Below are 15,814 nucleotides of genomic sequence, written 5' to 3' on the forward strand. Positions count from 1 at the left end.
CGGGACCCAGACCACTGACCGCGGGAACCGGACCACCGGACCGCAGACCACCGGACCGCAAGAGCCGGGCCGCGAGAGCCGGGCCGCAGGACCCAGCCCACCGGGCCCCCGGAGCGCGAGAGCCGGGCCGCAGGAGCCGGACCACTGACCGCGAGAGCCGACCACCGAACCGCAAGAACCGGGCCCGGGAGCGCCAGAACCGGGCCACCGGACCGCGAAAACCGAACCCCGGACCGCCGGGTCCGGGCCCCGGACCGTCGGGTCATGGAACCGGGCCATGGGGCCGGGCCGTGGGAGTCGGGCCGTCACCCGTCGTTGTCCCGCCAGCGGCCGCCCGCCGGGGGTGCGTCGAAGCGGGTGGCCGAGGAGCCGTTGCCGCCGAAGTCGTTGCCCGCGACCCGGCCGCCCGACCAGACCGCGTCCTCGGTGATCCACAGGGCGTGCGCCTGGGTGCGCGGGTGTCCGTCGTCGCGCACCCGGTTGCCGTGCACGCAGGGATGCGCGACGGGCGCGGCGGCGGTGAGGCCGGCCCGGGGCGCGGGGGCGGCCGGCAGTTCGTAGCCGGAGCCGGCGGCGGGGACGCCGTCCGGCCAGGCCGTGTCGGCGCCCGGCCGGAAGGGCGCCAGGGTCAGTACCGTCGCGGTGTTGTGCGTGACGACGGCGGTCCGGTCGCCGCTCACCGTGACCAGCTTGCCGAGGTGGCCGTCCGGCGGCCAGTCCGCCCCGGTGTCGGTGAGGGACAGCGGCCCGTGCCGCACCCCCGCGCCCTCCCCGGCCGCCGCGGGCGCGCAGCGCCGGCCGTTGTCGCGGACCCGGTTGCCGAGGAAGGCCGGTTCGCGCAGCGGGGCGTCGAGGCGGATGCCGTCCAGGGCGTTGCCGCGGATCTCGTTCGACTCCAGCACGATGTCGGTGGCGGGTTCCTGGTCGCCGCCCGCGAGGTTGTGCTGCCAGTAGCCGTACCGCCCGTTGCCGCTGATCCGGTTGCCCCGGAAGGCGTACGGCCCCGGGGTGTTGCCGAGCGCGATCCCGTCCTGCACGTTGCCGTCGACGACACAGCCGGTGACGATGCCGCCCCGCCCGCCGACGCTCGTCGTGCCCTGCGCGGACACGTCGAACCCGGCGACGTGGTTGCCGATCATCACGCAGCCGGTGACCAGCAGTCCGTCGGCGCCCCAGTCGGAGATGCCGTAGCGGTTGTCCTCGGTGTGGCAGGCGGTGACACGGATGCCGCGCGGCGGGGTCCACTCCTCCTGCTGAAGCTCGAAGAAGATTCCGTTGGTGCCGTTGCCGGTGGCGGTGCAGTCGGTCACCGCGAGCCGCTCGACCGGGCCCCACCCGCCGATGCCGACGCCGATCCCGGCGCCGCCCATCCCCTCGCCCGGGTCCAGCCGCCCGCACCGCTCGACCAGCAGGCCCTCCACGACGGTGTCCTGGAGGAAGTCGCAGCCGAAGCCGGTGGCGGCGGTGTCGTGGATGTACAGGTCGCTGAACCGGGCCCGGCGCACGTACTGCATCCCGAGCCCCTTGGCCAGCACCTCGTACTCCGGCGTCCTGACCTCGGAGCCGTCGATCTCGAAGTGCGCGAAGGTGAGGTCGGCGAGGTGGTTGCCGGGCCCGGCGCCGTGCTGGGCGGCGGTGAACCAGGCCAGCGGCACCGGCGTGGTCGGCGCCCCCGGGTTGCGCAGCACGAAGCAGGTGGCCCCGCGCCCCGCCCCGACCAGCGAGACGCCGCTGCGCCACAGCACCGCCCGGTCCTGGACGACGTACCGCCCGGCCGGGACGTACACGGTGCGCGGCCGGCCGTCCGCGGCGACGGCGTCGCCGAGCAGGTCCACCAGCTTCTGCAACGCGGATCCGTCGTCGGCCGAGCCGTCGCCGGCCAGGCCGTGTTCGCGGGCGTCGGCCGTCAGCGGCACGGTCAGGACAGTCATGGGCCACTCCTTCCGCCACCGCCCGGGTACCAGCGGCGCGTCGCTCCCAATCCCCTCCTCCGCAATCCCGACTTTCTATCGCTTTTCACCCCCACCGGGGCGATAATCACAGCATGAGTACGGCAACGTATGAACTGCTGGCCGCAGCGCAGCACACGCTCAACATGACCGCGGCCTTCCTCGGCGGGCTGGTGATCGCCGGCGCGCTGATCTGGGCCGTACGCGTCGGCATGCGGATCCTGGACCGGGACACCAGCCATCCGCGCCCCGACGAACAGCCGAAGCTGCCGCCGACCGGCCCGGTCCGCGAGGAACGGGAGATGCGGGAGCCGGACGACATGCCCGTGGCGGGGCCGGGCGGGGCACGGCTGATGCCGTACGAACTCCACCCCGCGAGCACCCGGCGCGGCAAGGACCAGACCCGACGCCGCTGGCTGCCCGGCTCCACGGGGTCCTTCGGGGGTGGCGGGTTGCCGCGCGGCCTGTGACCGGTCAGCGGCGAGGTGGGGGGCTGGGACGTTCGCCGTGGATTCCCCGCCGGAGAGCGCCTGACGCGCCCAGCCCCACCCCCCTCCACCCTGCCTGTTCCTACAGCGCCAGCCACACCGTCGTGTCCGCCCCCAGCCGCCCGTCCTCCAGCGGCGCGCTGCTCAGCAGCACCTCGCCCGCCGGAAGGTCCACCGGCCGGCCGGACAGATTGGCCACGCACCGCCAGCTCGCCGACCGGTCGAACCGCAGGACGCCCGGCGGCACGTCGTCCGACCAGGTCAGGCGCTCGCCGTCGAGCAGCTTGCGGCGCAGGCGCAGGGCCGTGCGGTACAGCTCCAGGGTCGAGCCCGCGACCCCGTCCTGGGCCTGGACCGCGTACGCCGCGAAGGACGGCGGCTGCGGCAGCCAGGCCCCGCCCGCGCCGAAGCCGTACGACGGTCCGTCCGGCGTCCACGGCAGCGGCACCCGGCAGCCGTCGCGGCCCTTGCGGACGTGCCCGGTCTGCTCCCAGATCGGGTCCTGGAGCACCTCGGTGGGCAGGTCGGCGACCTCGGGCAGGCCGAGTTCCTCGCCCTGGTAGACGTACGCCGAGCCGGGCAGGGCCAGCATCAGCAGGTTGGCGGCGCGGGCCCGGCGCAGGCCGGCCGCCTCGTCGAGCGCCGGAGCGGTGCCGCCGGACAGCAGCCAGGCGTCGGGGTCGGTGCCCGGCGGCAGCATCAGCCGGGAGACGGGCCGGACCACGTCGTGGTTGGCCAGCACCCAGGTCGCGGAGGCCCCGGCGGCGCGGGCGTCGGCCAGCGAGCTCTCGATGACCTCCCGTAGCTCCTGCGCGTCCCAGCCGCACTTGAGGTACTCGAAGTTGAACGCCTGCCCCAGTTCGTCCGGCCGCGCGTACAGCGCCCGCCGGGCCCCCGGCACCCACGCCTCGGCGACCGCCATCCGGGGCGGGGTGTAGGCGTCGAGGATCTTCCGCCAGTCGCGGTAGATCTCGTGCACGTCGTCCCGGTCGTAGAAGGGATGGCTGCCGGGCTCGAACTCGGCGAGCGCCGCCTCGCTGCTCAGCTCGGGCGCGCCGAGGTCGCGCAGCGGCTCGGTCAGGTCCTTGGTGAGGGCGTGCGCGACATCGACCCGGAAGCCGTCGACGCCGCGGTCGGACCAGAACTTGAGGGTGGTCCGGAAGTCGGCCCTGACCTGATCGTTCTCCCAGTTCAGGTCCGGCTGCTGGGGGGCGAACAGGTGCAGGTACCACTGGCCGTCGGGAACGCGGCGCCAGGCGCTGCCGCCGAACACGGACTGCCAGTCGGTGGGCGGCAGCTCGCCGTGCGGACCGCGTCCGTCGCGGAAGACGTACCGGTCCCGGGCGGCCGACCCCGGCCCCGCCGCCAGCGCCTCCCGGAACCAGGCGTGCCGGTGCGAGGTGTGGTTCGGCACCAGGTCGACGATCACCTTCAGGCCGAGGCGGTGCGCCTCGGCGGTCAGCGCGTCGAAGTCGTCCAGAGTGCCCAGGCGCGGGTCGACGTCCCGGTAGTCGTCGACGTCGTACCCGCCGTCGGCCAGTTCGGACGGGTAGAACGGACTGAGCCACAGCGCGTCCACGCCGAGCCCGGCCAGATGACCGAGCCGCTGGGTGACCCCCCTCAGGTCCCCCAGCCCGTCCCCGTCGGCGTCGGCGAAACTGCGCGGATAGATCTGGTAGATGACGGCCTGCCGCCACCAGTTCGGGTCCTGGGACGACAGGTCGGGGGCGCCGGAGGCAGTACGTACGGTCACTCGGTTCCCTTCGCGGTGCGTACGGGCGACACGAGTAGGTCTGTCCAGATCGCCGGGAAGGTGAACATGCTGACGTCCCGCATGGCGCGCCGCTGCACTAGGGTGCTCGCCGAGCCGAGCCGAGCCGAGGGGGAGCATGAAGACCGCCGCCGCGCCGTCGGAGTTCGTCAGCACGCCGTTGCGGATCGGGGCCTTCCGCCGGTTCGCGTCGGCCAGTCTCATCTCGGCGACCGGATCCGCGATGGCCCCTCTCGCACTGGCCTACTCCGTCATTCAGCAGGGTGGAGGAGCCGGATCTCTCGGCCTGGTCCTCGCCACGAACACCGTTCCCACGATCGTGTTCCTGCTCGTGGGCGGCCTCTTCGCCGACCGCTGGTCCCGAAGCCGGCTCCTCTTTCTCGGGAACTCGCTGGCCGCGGCTGCACAGGGTGCCCTGGCCGTCACCGTGGCCACGGGACACGCGACGACGGTGTCGATCGCGGCGTGCGGCTTCGTCTCGGGGACGGCGGCGTCGTTCATCGTTCCGGCCACGCAAGGCGCCGTCGCGCAAATCGTTCCCGAGGAGCACTTGCAGCAGGCCAACGCGTTGCTCAGGCTCCCGAGCAACGCGGTGCGGGTGCTCGGGCCGGTCGTCGGCGGATTCGTCGTCGTCGCGAGCGGCGCGGCGTGGGCACTGGCCTGGGACGCGTTCACGTTCGCCGTCGCGGCTGTGCTGCTTCTCGGTCTGCGGCTGGACGCCCCGCCGACCGCGCCCGCCGGCGTCCTGGCCGATCTCCGGCAGGGCTGGACGGGCTTCTGGTCCCGTACCTGGCTGTGGGCCTATACCGCCGCCGGCACAGTCCTCGTCGCCGCGTGGCTGGCGGGCTTCCAGCTGCTTGGCCCCCTGGTTGCCACGCGGCAGTACGCCGGAGCACGGGACTGGGGTCTGATCCAGGCGGCCTTCGCCGCCGGCCTGCTGGCGGGAACCCTTGTGTGCCTGCGCTGGAAGCCGTACCGGCTGCTCACCGTCGCGGTGAGCACGGCCGGCGCCCTCGCGCTGCCGCTGGCGGCCATGGCCCGCGGTCTGCCACTGCCACTCGTTCTGGTGGCCGCCCTGCTGGCAGGTATCGGACTCGATGTCTCGATCGTTGCCTGGAGCACCGCGTTCCAACAGCATGTGCCCCAGACCGAACAGGGTCGCATGAGTGCGTTCAACGGTGTCGGGGAACGCCTCGCCATCCCCCTCGGCTATCTCATCACCGCCCTCGCCGCCCACTCGTGGAGCAGCCAGACAGTCCTCCTGGCCTGCGCCGCACTGATCACGGCCGTGACCGTCCTCAACCTCTGCGTCCCGGACGTATACCGCGTCAACCGGCTCGTCCCGAGCCACCGGCCGAGGGCAGCGCACGACGACCGCGAGGTGGAGCAGGCCTAGCGGCCGATGGGCGCTCAGGCTCCTTCTACCGCCCTCGGATAGAGCGCCACCAGGAGGCGGTAGGTGGTCAGGCCCGTCGGGTCGAGCACCGCGCGGACCGCGTCCGCGTCGCCGAGGCCGCCGCCGGGGTCCGTCTCGTCGGTGACGGGGCCGCGGTGGGGGAGCAGGCCGCCGGCGAGGCGGGTGCCGGGGTCGGTGCTCGCGCGCAGCCGGCGCACGTCCGGGCCGGGGACCACGACCCGGACCGGTGACCTCATGCGTCCGTCCCCGGCAGGGTCAGCCGGGCACGGTCCGCACGGTTTCCTTCAGGTCTCCGGGTCCGTAGCCGCCAGCCGCTCCCTCAGCGCCGCGTTCTCCTCTTCCAGGACGGCGATCCGCTTACGGGCGAAGTACAGCTCGATCACCGCGTCCTGGAACTCGGCGACCAGTTGTTCAGGGGTCAGGTGCATCGTCGGCTCCGGTGGTAGGGACGGTTCACGCCGGTGCGATCTCGGTGACCGTGCCGTTCGAGCCGCGCCACATCAGCGCCCCGCCCGCCGCGTACAGCGCGCCACCACCGCGTGAGTCGACGCCCACCGGCGCGGACACGGCGTTGACGACACGTACCACGCCCTCGGCCATCAGCGCCGAGTCGGTGCCCGGCCGCTGGACGACGTGCAGCTGCGACCAGGGGTTGGCGCCGATGCCCATGCCGATGCCAACCCGGCCGCTGCCCTTGACGACGAAGTCGTCGCGGTCGTTGTTGCGCAGACAGATCAAATTACCGCCGGTGGCGCCCTCGGTCGCGGTGAGGAAAATGCCCTGGGCGGCGGTACCGGCCGTCTTCAGGTCGATCGACAGTGCGGCGGCACCGGCGTCCGAGCCGTCCGCGGAGCCGACGTGGGAGATCTTGACCGTCCCCCGCGCCCTCTCGTGACCGGTCACGTAGACGGTCGAGTCCTCGGGGTTGTCCGAGACGATGTTCAGTGCCACCCCCGAACCGGAGGTGGCAGCCTGGCGGACGGTCACAGCGTGCTCGGTCGTCGACGTCGTCCGGAAAACGGCCGAGTTGACCGTGGAATCCGTCCGGAAACTCGGGGCCACCACCGGGCCGTCGAAGACCGTGCTGTCCCCCGTGGTCTCCGCCGCACCGGCTTCCCCACCGACCACAACGGTCACCGCGCCCGCGGTGAAGCCACCAAGAAACAGTCTGCGTGCCATCGTCATGGTGCCGTCTCCCTTGTTCTCCGCATCCGTGCGCGCCGACCGGCGGTGCCGATCGACGTCCACGGGCAGGACCGCGAGCGGGGCCGATTGGTTGTACGGCTCAAGACTGTTGTGCTCAAGGAGGCTGTGCTCAAGAGTGCTCAAGGAGGCTGTGCTCAGGAAGGTGTTCCGAGGGGTTCCGCGGCCGGCGGGACGGGGTCAGTCGTCCGGGCCCAGTCGCTGCCGGTGGGTGATCACGTCCTCCGCCGCCTCGTGGACGGTACGGCTCCGGGCGAAGGCGTCGCCGCGCAGCCGGGCCAGGGCCTCCTCGGAGCCGACGCCGAGCTGGGCCATGATCATGCCGATCGCCTGATGGATCTGGTCGTGGCCGGTGGCCAGGCCGTTCAGCCAGGACCGGGCGTCCGGACGTTCGTCGTCCGCCCGGTGCGGCAGCGCCGCCAGGGCCATCGTCATCACGCCGGCCACCAGCCGCGCCGTACGCAGTTCCTCGCCGCTGAGGCCGCCCGGCGAATCCCGGTACAGGTCGAGGGTGCCGACGCACACCGCGTCGCTGCCCAGCGGCAGCGCGTACACCGCGCGGACCCCGGCCGCCGCCGCCTGCTGGGCGAAGACGGGCCAGCGGTCCGCGTCCGGGGCGGCCGTCAGATCGAGGGCCAGCACCGGGGCGCCGGTCCGGGCCGCGTGCACGCAGGGCCCGTCGCCCAGGGTCGCCTGGATCTCCGCCAGCCGGCCGGCCCGCTCGCCGGTGGCGCACAGCCGCATCGGCACGCCGTCGCTGCGCAGCGACGCGCTGGCGCCGGACAGCGGCAGCAGCCGGACCACGACCTCGCACAGCCGGGCCGGCACCTCGTCGGGCGGGGCGTCGCCGACACTCTCCGCGATCAGGTCGGCGACCCGGCCCGCGGATGATCCCCGGTACCGTTCCGGCCCGTCGGCGGGCCCCCGGGAATCGTCGCTGGGCGACACGCCCACCGCCTCCTTCACACACGCGGAAGGCCACCTCGGCAGCCCCCGACTACCCGTGTCCGACCAGGCGAAACCGTCTCGGGAAAGCGGCTGGGCAGGTACCGCGCCGAGCGCCGGCCGTCAGGGCCGTTCGTACGGGTTGGCCGGCTGCGCCACCCGCCGCAGCCGCTCGGCGGTCAAGACCGGCGGCCACGCCGCCTCCGTGCCGAGCTTCCCCTCGGGCTGCCAGGTGCCGGTGACGGTGACCCAGGCGCCGGTGGCCGGGGCGTCCGCCGCCGCGCTGCCGCGGACCTCGACCTTGCTGGTCGTGGCGTCGGCGGCGCAGCAGGTGACCAGCAGCCGGGTGACGTACCAGGTGCCGTCGTCGTCGCGGGTGACGAAGCCGGTCAGCCGGACGGTACGGCCCTTCAGGGAGCGTTCGCTGTCGTAGATCGCGCGGGAGGAGAACTCCGCGAGGGTCAGGGTCACCGGGTCCCCGGACGGCAGCGCGGGGAAGGCCCCGACGCCCTGGGCGGCGCGCTGGGCGGCCTCGCGTTCGGCGCTGTAGGTGCCCAGCGCGGGCGGCGGGAACAGGAGCAGGGCCAGGGCGGGGAGAGTGAGGAGCCAGGCGACGCGGGGGCCGGCCGCGCCGTGGCTGTGGCCATTGCCACCACTGTGATCGGCGTGGTCGTCGTGACCGTCGCGCTCGTCGGTCTCGTCCGCCTCGTCTGCCTCGTCTGCCTCAGCCGTCTCCGGGCGCCCGGTGAAGGCCGACACCGCAGCCAGCAGGACCAGTACCGCACCCGACACGATCAGGTACGGCCGCAGTCCCGCCTGCACGTACCGCAGGTACAGCTGGGAGAAGAGCGAGATCCGCAGTACCGCCGAGCCGGTCAGCAGCAGCAGGACGGCCGGTCCGTAACGCCTCACAGCAGCCACCATCCCACCAGCACGCTGCTCAGCAGCGCCACCACCCAGGTCACCGACGCGAACCGCACCGCGAACGCCCGCCCGAAGGTGCCGGTCTGCAGGGCGATCAGCTTCAGGTCGACCATCGGGCCCACCACCATGAACGCCAGCCGGGCCGTCGGCGAGAACCCGCTCAGCGACGCCGCCACGAACGCGTCCGCCTCGCTGCACACGCACAGCACCACCGCGAGGACGGCGAGCAGCAGCACGGACAGCCAGGCCGAGCCGGTGAAGACGTCGAGGACGGACCGGGGCACCGCGATGTTGAAGGTGGCCGCCGCCCCGGCACCCAGCACCAGGAAACCGCCCGCGTGCAGGAAGTCGTGCCGCAGGCCGGACAGGAAGCCGCCGATGCCGTACGACGTTCCGGGCCCGGTCGGCCGCTTCGGCAGCCGCAGCCACTCGTCCTTGCCGAAGCGCGCCCACAGCCAGCCCATCAGCACCGCCGCCGCCAGCGAGGCGAGCAGCCGGGCCAGCACCATCGACGGCTGCCCGGGGAACGCGATCGAGGTCGCCACCAGGACGACCGGGTTGATCGCGGGGGCGGAGAGGAGGAAGGCGAGGGCGGCGGCGGGGGCGACGCCGCGCCGCATCAGCGACCCGGCCACCGGCACCGACGCGCACTCGCAGCCCGGCAGCACCACCCCCGCCGCGCCCGCCACCGGCACCGCGAGCGCCGGGTTGCGGGGCAGCAGCCGGCTGAAGACCCGGTCCGGCACGAACGCGCCGATCGCCGCCGACACCACCGTGCCGAGCAGCAGGAACGGCACGCCCTGGACCACGACCGCGGTGAACACCGTCCACCAGGCCGCCACGGCCGGGGTGTACAGGTCGAGGGCGACGACCGGGCCGAGCACCGAGACCACGGTCGCGACCGCGAGCAGCGCCGCCCCGCCGACGACGGCGTACAGCAGCGCGCGCAGCACGAGGCGCACGGCGTCGGCCGCCGACCGCCGATCCCGGTACCGGTCCTCCATGCCGGGCAAGCTAACCGGGTCTCCTGTGCGCCGCCCCGCACTTCTCACAGCGGAGGCTGTGCGGGCGCCGGGCCCAGGGTGGTGGTGCCGGGGGCGGTGCGGTGGCCGAGGCCGGTGCGGTACGCGTCCAGCGCCGCCTCCACCCGGCCGGTGCGGCGCAGCAGGTCGCCGAGGAGCCGGCACAGGTCGGCCAGGTCCCCGGCGGCGCCGGCCCGCTCCAGCAGGCTGAGCGCGCGGACGTAGTGCTCCTCGGCGGCCTCGGTGTCCCGGGCGTCCTCGGCGATGATGCCGAGCAGCCGGTGCGCGCCGGCCGCGTGCACCGCGCCGCGCTCGGAGGTGAGGTCGTCGGTGACCGCCCGCAGCAGCGCCGCGGCCTCCTCGGACTCGCCGCGCCGGCGCAGTACGTCGGCCAGTTCGACGGCGACCTGGCTGGTGTAGAGGGCGGCGCGCTTGGCCGACAGCATGTCCAGCGCCTGCCGCAGCTCGGTCTCGGCCTCGGCGAGGCGGCCGTCCTGCGCGTAGACGTAGCCGCGCATCCAGTGGCAGTTGGCCAGCTCGGTGCGGAGCTGGAGGGTGCGGTACAGCTCGGCGGCCTTGGCGAGGGACGCGTCGGCCTCGGCGAGCCGGCCCTCGGCGACCAGGGTGCGGGCCACCGACCGGTGCATCCGGGCCACCAGTGCCGGGTCGCCGGCCTGCGGGGCCAGCGCGAGGGCCAGCTCGGCGGCCTGGGCGGCGCGGGCGTGCGCGCCCATGTCCATGTACGGGCCGATGGCACTGGCGTAGAGCAGGAGCAGCGCGTCGGGGTCGGGCAGGCCGGCGCGGTTGAGTTCGTCGAGGGTGGATTCGAGGAGGTAGACGGCGTAGCGCAGCTCACCGGCGAGGTAGTGGGCCAGCGCCCGGCCGCGCACCGCCCAGGCCCGGGCGGACAGCGGTGCGCCGGCGTCGGCCAGACAGCGTTCGGCCCGCTCGAAGTACTCCCGGCCGCAGGTCAGCTCGCCCTGCTCGACCGCGCACTCGCCGAGCCCGAGCAGCGCGGCGGCCGCCACCTCGGGCAGCGCCTGCGTGACCGCCTCGGTGAGCAGTTCGGCGTAGCTCTCGGCCGCCGCCTCGGTGGCGCCGGTGGCCAGGGTGCGCTGGGCGCCGGTCAGCCGCAGCCGCAGGTCGGTGGCGAGGTGCGGCGGACGGCCGGTCAGCAGTTCCTCGAAGGCGACGCCGAGCCGGCCAGCGATGTGCCGGAGCGCCTCGTCGGAGGGGCGGACCCGGCCGGCCTCCAGGGTGGAGACGTAGGCGGGGGTGTAGGCCGGCTCGGCCAGCTGTCTCTGGGTCAGGCCGCGGTCGACCCGCAGCCGCTGCACCCGGCGGCCGATGACCGCTGGATCGTCCCGGTCTTCCACGGCGAACTCCCCCTGTGCCTCTTGCCGTTCGGCATCACCGGCCCTAGGTTAAACCGAGAGTTAAGCGTGATTAACAGATCGCTATAAGTGACTCTCCCACCGTCTGCCCACTCCTGTCCCGCCCCGTCCCGCCCGTTGTTGCGAGGTCGCCGTGCTCGAACGCCCACGCACCGCCGAGCGCTATGTCCGGGCCGTCGCCGCCGCCGTCGCCGCCACGGCCTGTCTGCTGCTGGCCGCGAACGCGGGCCCGGCGCAGTCGGCCGAGGAACCGCCGGCCCCGGCCCGCCCCGCCGTGCACCATCTCAGCGGACCGAACGGCTAGGAGCTGGTCCGAACGACCGGCCCGAGCGGTCGTCCTCGTCCGCACGACCGGCCCGAGCGGTCGTCCTCGTCCGAACGACAGGCCCTAACGGTCGTCCGGGTCCGGCAGCGCCCGTCGCAGTGCCGCGTCCAGCCGCTCGGCCAGTTCCGCGTCGTCCGGCGGATCGGTGCCGAAGAGCGGCCCGAGCTGGGCGGTGAGGGTCTGGGTGAACGCCCCGTACAGCGGGGTCCGCGGCCGGTGCACCGCCCGCCGCAGCGCGGGCAGCAGCACCGAGCGGGCGTAGGCGGGCCGGTCGGCGGCGTCCCGGGGCATCCGGTCCGGCCGCTCCCCGCTCGGCGCGGCCGACGGCGTACCCGCCGCGGTCACCGGACACCGCACACCGTCGTCCTCGTACGCCGAGACCCGGGTCGCCGCGAACCCCGCGTCCAGCAGACAGCGTTCGCTCTCCTTCCCGGTGAGGAACTCGATCAGCTCGGTCGCCTTCTCGGCCCGCCGCGAGGTGGCCGTCACCGCCAGGTTCTGGCCGCCGAGCACCGCCCGCCCCGGCAGCGCCGTCACCCCCAACTGCCGGGCGGCGAAACTCTGGTGCAGAGTGCGGTACACCCACGGCCAGTGCCGCAGGAAGGTGGTACGGCCGTCCGTGAAGTCGGCGAGCGAGGCCGCCTCGTCGGACTGCGTGGCGTCCGCGAGGGTGTACGGGGTGTCGGTGCGGCGACGCAACTCGGCGATGCCCCGGGTCAGTTGCTCCACCGTCCCCGTGTAGTGGCCCGCGTCGTCGGTGAGCGCGAAGTCCGGGTCGGTGGACGCGAACGCCTCCACCGCGTTGACGGTCCGGCCCTCGTAGGCGGCGAGCTGGGTCGTCCAGCCCTTCTCGTAACCCGGGATGTCCCCCTCGTCCAGGACGTCGACGAGGTCCTCCAGCCGCCGCCAGTCGGTCACCCCGTCCAGCTCGGTCCGCTCCAGGTCCGCTCGCACGAGGTGGTCGCGTCGGTAGTAGAGCAGGCCGACGTCGCTGTTGAACGGCACCGCGTAGACCTGGCCGGCCCAGCTGGCGGTGCCGGCCACCGAGTCGATGACGTCGGCGCCGACCAGGGTGTCCGGCAGCGGGCGGACCAGGCCGGCGGCGGCGAACTCCGGCACCCAGGTGACGTCCAGGTTGACCACGTCGTAGTCGGCGCTGCCGGACTGGAGGGCGCCGAGCAACTGGCCGCGCTGCTCGTCCGCGCTGCCGGGGAGCTCGACCAGCCGGGCCCGGTACTCCTGCCCCGCCTTCTCCTGCTGCTCGTTCCAGGCGTCGATCAGCCGCCGGCGGACCCCGTTCTGCCCGGTGACGTCCCGTCCGCTGGCCACCACGATGGAGCCGGGCACATCACCGGAGGGCGCGGGTCCGGTGCCGTCACCGCCACCGCCGCCCGTACAGGCGGCGGGCGCGCACAGCACAGCGGCCAGCAGCATCCCCAGGGCGCGGCGCATCACTCCTCCTCCCCCGTGCCGGTGCGGGCCACCTCGTCGTGCAGGGCGGCGCCCGGGTCGTCGGCGGCGTCCAGGCAGCGGCCGCCGCTCGCCTCGGCGATCCGGGCGTCCGGCCGGCCCGGGTCGCAGCCGCCGCCCGCGAGCGACACCATCGTCACCGGCACCCCGGCCGCCCGGGCCGCGTCCAGCACGTCGTCCAGCCGGGCGCCGGTGAGCCGGCCCACGTCCTCGTCGTCGGTGACGTACACGATCAGGCCGGGCCGGGCCCGCTCGGCGGCCCGCCGCGCCATGTCGTCCAGGGCGGCGAGCAGCGCCCGGTACGGGTCGGCCTCAGCGGCCCGGGTCAGCGCGGACCGGGCCAGCGTCCGTTCGGCGTCCGGCCGGCTGTGCCGCCCGGTCGGCAGCAGTGTGTCGTACGGGTCGTCGCCCGAGCCGTACACCGCCCACACCCCGTACTCGTCCCGCGCCCCGAGACCGGCCAGCGAGCCCGCGATCAGACCGGGGCCGCCGCTGGGCCCGTCCCACACGTCGCTCATCGAACGGGAACTGTCGAGCAGGAACAGCACCCGCCCGGGTCCGTTGACGTCCCGGTAGCCCTTCAGCGCCGCCTCCATCGCGTCCCGTCCGGCCGGTTCGATCAGCGGGGCGGGCGCCGCCAGCACCCCGGGGGCCCGGCCGGCCTCCTCCAGCAGCGCCCGCTCCCCCTGCGCCGACCGGAACCCGGCCGCGCCGAACACCTTCCGCCCGCCCGCCCCGGTGAGCCAGCGCCGGAAACCGTCGGCGGCGGCGTCCCGCTCCGCCCGGTCCCGGTCGGCGCCCTGCCAGCGCACCCGGACGAAGACCGGCTCCAGACCGGGTACGTCGCCCGGGTACTGGGCCATCCGCGGGGCGCGCCGCGCGCTGTCGCAGGCGACGCCGCTGCGCATCAGGAACTCGGGGACCAGGGCGGCGGTGCGGTCGTCCACGGCGTCGTCGTCGGGCAGCGCGCACATCAGCCCGGCCGCGGTCGGGGCGGGCGGGCCGGCCTGGGCGACCCGGCGTTCGGCACCGGCCGCGTCCCGGGCACCGGCGCCGGAGTGGGTGCCGTACAGGCCGATGGTGGCGAGCAGCCCGGTGTCGGCGAACTCCGGGTCTGGGCGGCGCACCTCGGCGTCCGCGCGGCGCTCGCGCAGCGCGTCGATCATCCGGTTGAGCGCGACGGAGACGCGGGCGTCCTGCGACTCGGCGGCGAGTTCCTGGGGCACGGCGAGCACCACGGGGGAGTAGGCGAACGGCTGCTGGTCCGCCGCCAGCGCGGCCACCGCGTCGGTGTCCTGACCGGCGGTGACCCGGGCGACGTCGGCGGGGGAGCCGGGTATCCACACGTCCGGCTGCGGGCCGACGTCGCGCTGCGGGTTGGGATCGTCGCCGGGTTCGTGCCAGGCACCGGTCTGGCTGCGCAGCGCGGTGACCGCGTCGGCGGTGCCCGCGCTGTAGACGGTGAGACCGGCGCGCCGGCAGCCGTCGTCCGTGGTGTTCTCCGCCGAGGTGAGGTACGCGTCGGCGGCGGCCCGCACGGTCGGCTCCAGGTCGGGATCGGTCAGCACCCGCAGCTCCGGCGGCGGCACACAGGCGGCGCCCGCGCCGGACGGGGCGACGGCCCGGTAGGTGCCCAGGCCGGCGGCGGCGAGGGCGAGCAGCGACAGCCCGATCAGCAGACCGGCCGGCCGTCGGCGGTACAGCCCGGCCACCGCGGCGGCGGCTGCTCCGACGGTTGATACGGCAGCTGATACGGCAGCTGATACGGCGGCTGCGACAGCCGCTGCGAGGGCGGCCGGCAGCAGGGTGAGGGGGGAGGAGCGGTGGGGGGTGCGTGGGGGCGGGCGCAGGGGAGGCGGGGATGAGGGAGGCAGGGATGAGGGAAGCGGGAATGAGGGAGGGGGCGGCTCCTCCGGGTGGCCCGGCTGCCGGCTCGGACCTGGCTGGCTCGGACCTGGCTGGCCCGGACCTGGTTGGCCCGAACCCGGCTGGCCCGGCTGCCCCGGTCCCGGCCCCGACCCCGGCTGATTCGGCCGCCCCGGCTCAAGTGACGGCGCGATCGGCCCCGGCCCAGGCGACGGGACGGCCCGCCCCGGCTCCCGCATCGGCTCCCGCCCCGGCCGCCCAATCCCGCCGCCCCCGTCGTCGAACGGCCAGCCCGGCGACGCCCGCAGCAGCAGGTCCTCCCCCGGCTCGGCCCGGCTCTGCGGCTCCCACCGCTCGTCCCGCACCGTACGGAAGCCGCCCGCCGCCATGCGCTCCCGCAGCGCCTGCGCGAGGGACCCGAACCACAGCTCCGCCCCGCCCTTCTCCTCCAGCAGCCGCAGCAGTTCGGCGGTGAACGGCGTCGGCGTGCCCGGATCGCCCGCGTCGGTACGGTGGTTGGCCTGCACGCTCATCAGCAGCAGGACCCGCCGCTTGTCCCGGAACGTCTCCCACAGCCAGGCCGCGTTCCCGGCGAAACAGCAGTCGAGGACGATCACGATCCGCCGCGCCGGACTGGCGGCGAGCACCGTCAGCACGGTGGTGAACATCTCCCCGCCCGGGAACACCGCGTGCCCGCCCGCCACCACACTGGCGTTGCGCATCTGGAGGAACAGCTCGTCGCCCGCGCTGGGGATCGCCCCGTGCCCGGCGAAGTACAGCAGCAGGACGCCCTCGGCCTCCTCGGCGGCGCTGCGCAGCGACCGGTTGAAGTCGTCCAGGGTCGGCGACCGGGACAGCGTCACCTCCCGGTCCCCGAAGACCCGGCCGCGCAGCAGCGCCTCCCGCAGCCGGTTGAGGTTGTGCTTGACCGCGGGCAGGTCGCCGGGCACCCCGTGCGGCGGCTGGGTGTAGTCGTACTCGGACACCCCGACCAGCAGCGCCCGGTTCACCTGCCCGCGCGGGTCGAAACCGGCCACCGG

13 protein-coding genes and 1 pseudogene are annotated in these 15,814 nt (G+C 74.6%); 3 read left to right on the top strand and 11 right to left on the bottom strand.

Going from position 1 to position 15,814, the window contains the following annotated elements; genetic code table 11:
- Positions 1–305: 305 nt before the first annotated feature.
- Entirely contained in the window at positions 306–1,931 is a 1,626-nt protein-coding gene (locus AB0G32_RS05555; protein WP_361158529.1) for a right-handed parallel beta-helix repeat-containing protein, read from the bottom strand.
- A 113-nt stretch (positions 1,932–2,044) separates the two neighbouring features.
- Here AB0G32_RS05555 and AB0G32_RS05560 point away from each other — a divergent pair, with 113 nt between their 5' ends.
- A complete protein-coding gene (locus AB0G32_RS05560) occupies positions 2,045–2,419 on the top strand; it encodes a DUF6479 family protein (RefSeq protein ID WP_361158532.1) in 375 nt (124 codons plus the stop codon).
- A 100-nt stretch (positions 2,420–2,519) separates the two neighbouring features.
- Here the strand turns inward: AB0G32_RS05560 and AB0G32_RS05565 are convergent, their stop codons facing one another.
- A complete protein-coding gene (locus AB0G32_RS05565) occupies positions 2,520–4,190 on the bottom strand; it encodes a glycoside hydrolase family 13 protein (RefSeq protein WP_361158534.1) in 1,671 nt (556 codons plus the stop codon).
- 136 nt (positions 4,191–4,326) lie between these two features.
- Between AB0G32_RS05565 and AB0G32_RS05570 the strand changes: the two genes are divergently transcribed.
- Entirely contained in the window at positions 4,327–5,604 is a 1,278-nt protein-coding gene (locus AB0G32_RS05570) for an MFS transporter (RefSeq protein WP_361158537.1), read from the top strand.
- A 53-nt stretch (positions 5,605–5,657) separates the two neighbouring features.
- Here the strand turns inward: AB0G32_RS05570 and AB0G32_RS05575 are convergent.
- The 7 genes and pseudogenes from AB0G32_RS05575 to AB0G32_RS05605 all read right to left on the bottom strand — a co-directional run.
- Positions 5,658–5,846: pseudogene (locus tag AB0G32_RS05575) on the bottom strand (nucleoside hydrolase); the annotation flags it as partial.
- Positions 5,847–5,909: 63 nt separating this feature from the next.
- Entirely contained in the window at positions 5,910–6,053 is a 144-nt protein-coding gene (locus tag AB0G32_RS05580; protein WP_361158540.1) for a hypothetical protein, read from the bottom strand.
- 25 nt (positions 6,054–6,078) lie between these two features.
- On the bottom strand, positions 6,079–6,810 hold the full coding sequence (locus tag AB0G32_RS05585; RefSeq protein ID WP_361158543.1) for a hyaluronoglucosaminidase: 732 nt from the start codon (positions 6,808–6,810) through the stop codon (positions 6,079–6,081).
- 198 nt (positions 6,811–7,008) lie between these two features.
- Positions 7,009–7,695, bottom strand: a complete 687-nt coding sequence (locus AB0G32_RS05590; RefSeq protein ID WP_361159067.1) for a GAF and ANTAR domain-containing protein — start codon at positions 7,693–7,695, stop codon at positions 7,009–7,011.
- A 201-nt stretch (positions 7,696–7,896) separates the two neighbouring features.
- Positions 7,897–8,685, bottom strand: a complete 789-nt coding sequence (locus tag AB0G32_RS05595) for a TIGR03943 family protein (RefSeq protein WP_361158546.1) — start codon at positions 8,683–8,685, stop codon at positions 7,897–7,899.
- Positions 8,682–9,701 carry a permease gene (locus tag AB0G32_RS05600; protein ID WP_361158549.1) on the bottom strand — a complete coding sequence of 340 codons (1,020 nt, stop codon included), beginning with the start codon at positions 9,699–9,701 and terminating at the stop codon, positions 8,682–8,684. The genes AB0G32_RS05595 and AB0G32_RS05600 overlap by 4 nt, the downstream gene beginning before the upstream one ends.
- Before the next feature lie 44 nt (positions 9,702–9,745).
- Positions 9,746–11,095 carry a helix-turn-helix domain-containing protein gene (locus AB0G32_RS05605; protein WP_361158552.1) on the bottom strand — a complete coding sequence of 450 codons (1,350 nt, stop codon included), beginning with the start codon at positions 11,093–11,095 and terminating at the stop codon, positions 9,746–9,748.
- Positions 11,096–11,246: 151 nt separating this feature from the next.
- Between AB0G32_RS05605 and AB0G32_RS05610 the strand changes: the two genes are divergently transcribed.
- Positions 11,247–11,417, top strand: a complete 171-nt coding sequence (locus AB0G32_RS05610; RefSeq protein WP_361158555.1) for a hypothetical protein — start codon at positions 11,247–11,249, stop codon at positions 11,415–11,417.
- A gap of 84 nt (positions 11,418–11,501) precedes the next feature.
- On the opposite strand, the gene AB0G32_RS05615 is transcribed toward AB0G32_RS05610, so the two are convergent.
- Entirely contained in the window at positions 11,502–12,890 is a 1,389-nt protein-coding gene (locus AB0G32_RS05615) for an extracellular solute-binding protein (RefSeq protein ID WP_361158558.1), read from the bottom strand.
- Positions 12,890–15,811, bottom strand: coding sequence for a caspase family protein (locus AB0G32_RS05620; RefSeq protein ID WP_361158561.1), 2,922 nt, complete (start codon positions 15,809–15,811; stop codon positions 12,890–12,892). Before AB0G32_RS05620 ends, AB0G32_RS05615 begins: the two co-directional genes overlap by 1 nt.
- Between the last annotated feature and the right edge of the window lie 3 nt (positions 15,812–15,814).

The organism is Streptomyces sp. NPDC023723 (genome assembly GCF_040639815.1).
Taxonomy (GTDB): domain Bacteria; phylum Actinomycetota; class Actinomycetes; order Streptomycetales; family Streptomycetaceae; genus Streptomyces.

Coding starts and splice junctions, on each gene's coding strand:
- AB0G32_RS05615 (WP_361158558.1), bottom strand. CDS start 12,890: ATGCGCCGCGCCCTGGGGATGCTGCTGGCCGCTGTGCTGTGCGCGCCC.
- AB0G32_RS05580 (WP_361158540.1), bottom strand. CDS start 6,053: ATGCACCTGACCCCTGAACAACTGGTCGCCGAGTTCCAGGACGCGGTG.
- AB0G32_RS05560 (WP_361158532.1), top strand. CDS start 2,045: ATGAGTACGGCAACGTATGAACTGCTGGCCGCAGCGCAGCACACGCTC.
- AB0G32_RS05585 (WP_361158543.1), bottom strand. CDS start 6,810: ATGACGATGGCACGCAGACTGTTTCTTGGTGGCTTCACCGCGGGCGCG.
- AB0G32_RS05570 (WP_361158537.1), top strand. CDS start 4,327: ATGAAGACCGCCGCCGCGCCGTCGGAGTTCGTCAGCACGCCGTTGCGG.
- AB0G32_RS05600 (WP_361158549.1), bottom strand. CDS start 9,701: ATGGAGGACCGGTACCGGGATCGGCGGTCGGCGGCCGACGCCGTGCGC.
- AB0G32_RS05555 (WP_361158529.1), bottom strand. CDS start 1,931: ATGACTGTCCTGACCGTGCCGCTGACGGCCGACGCCCGCGAACACGGC.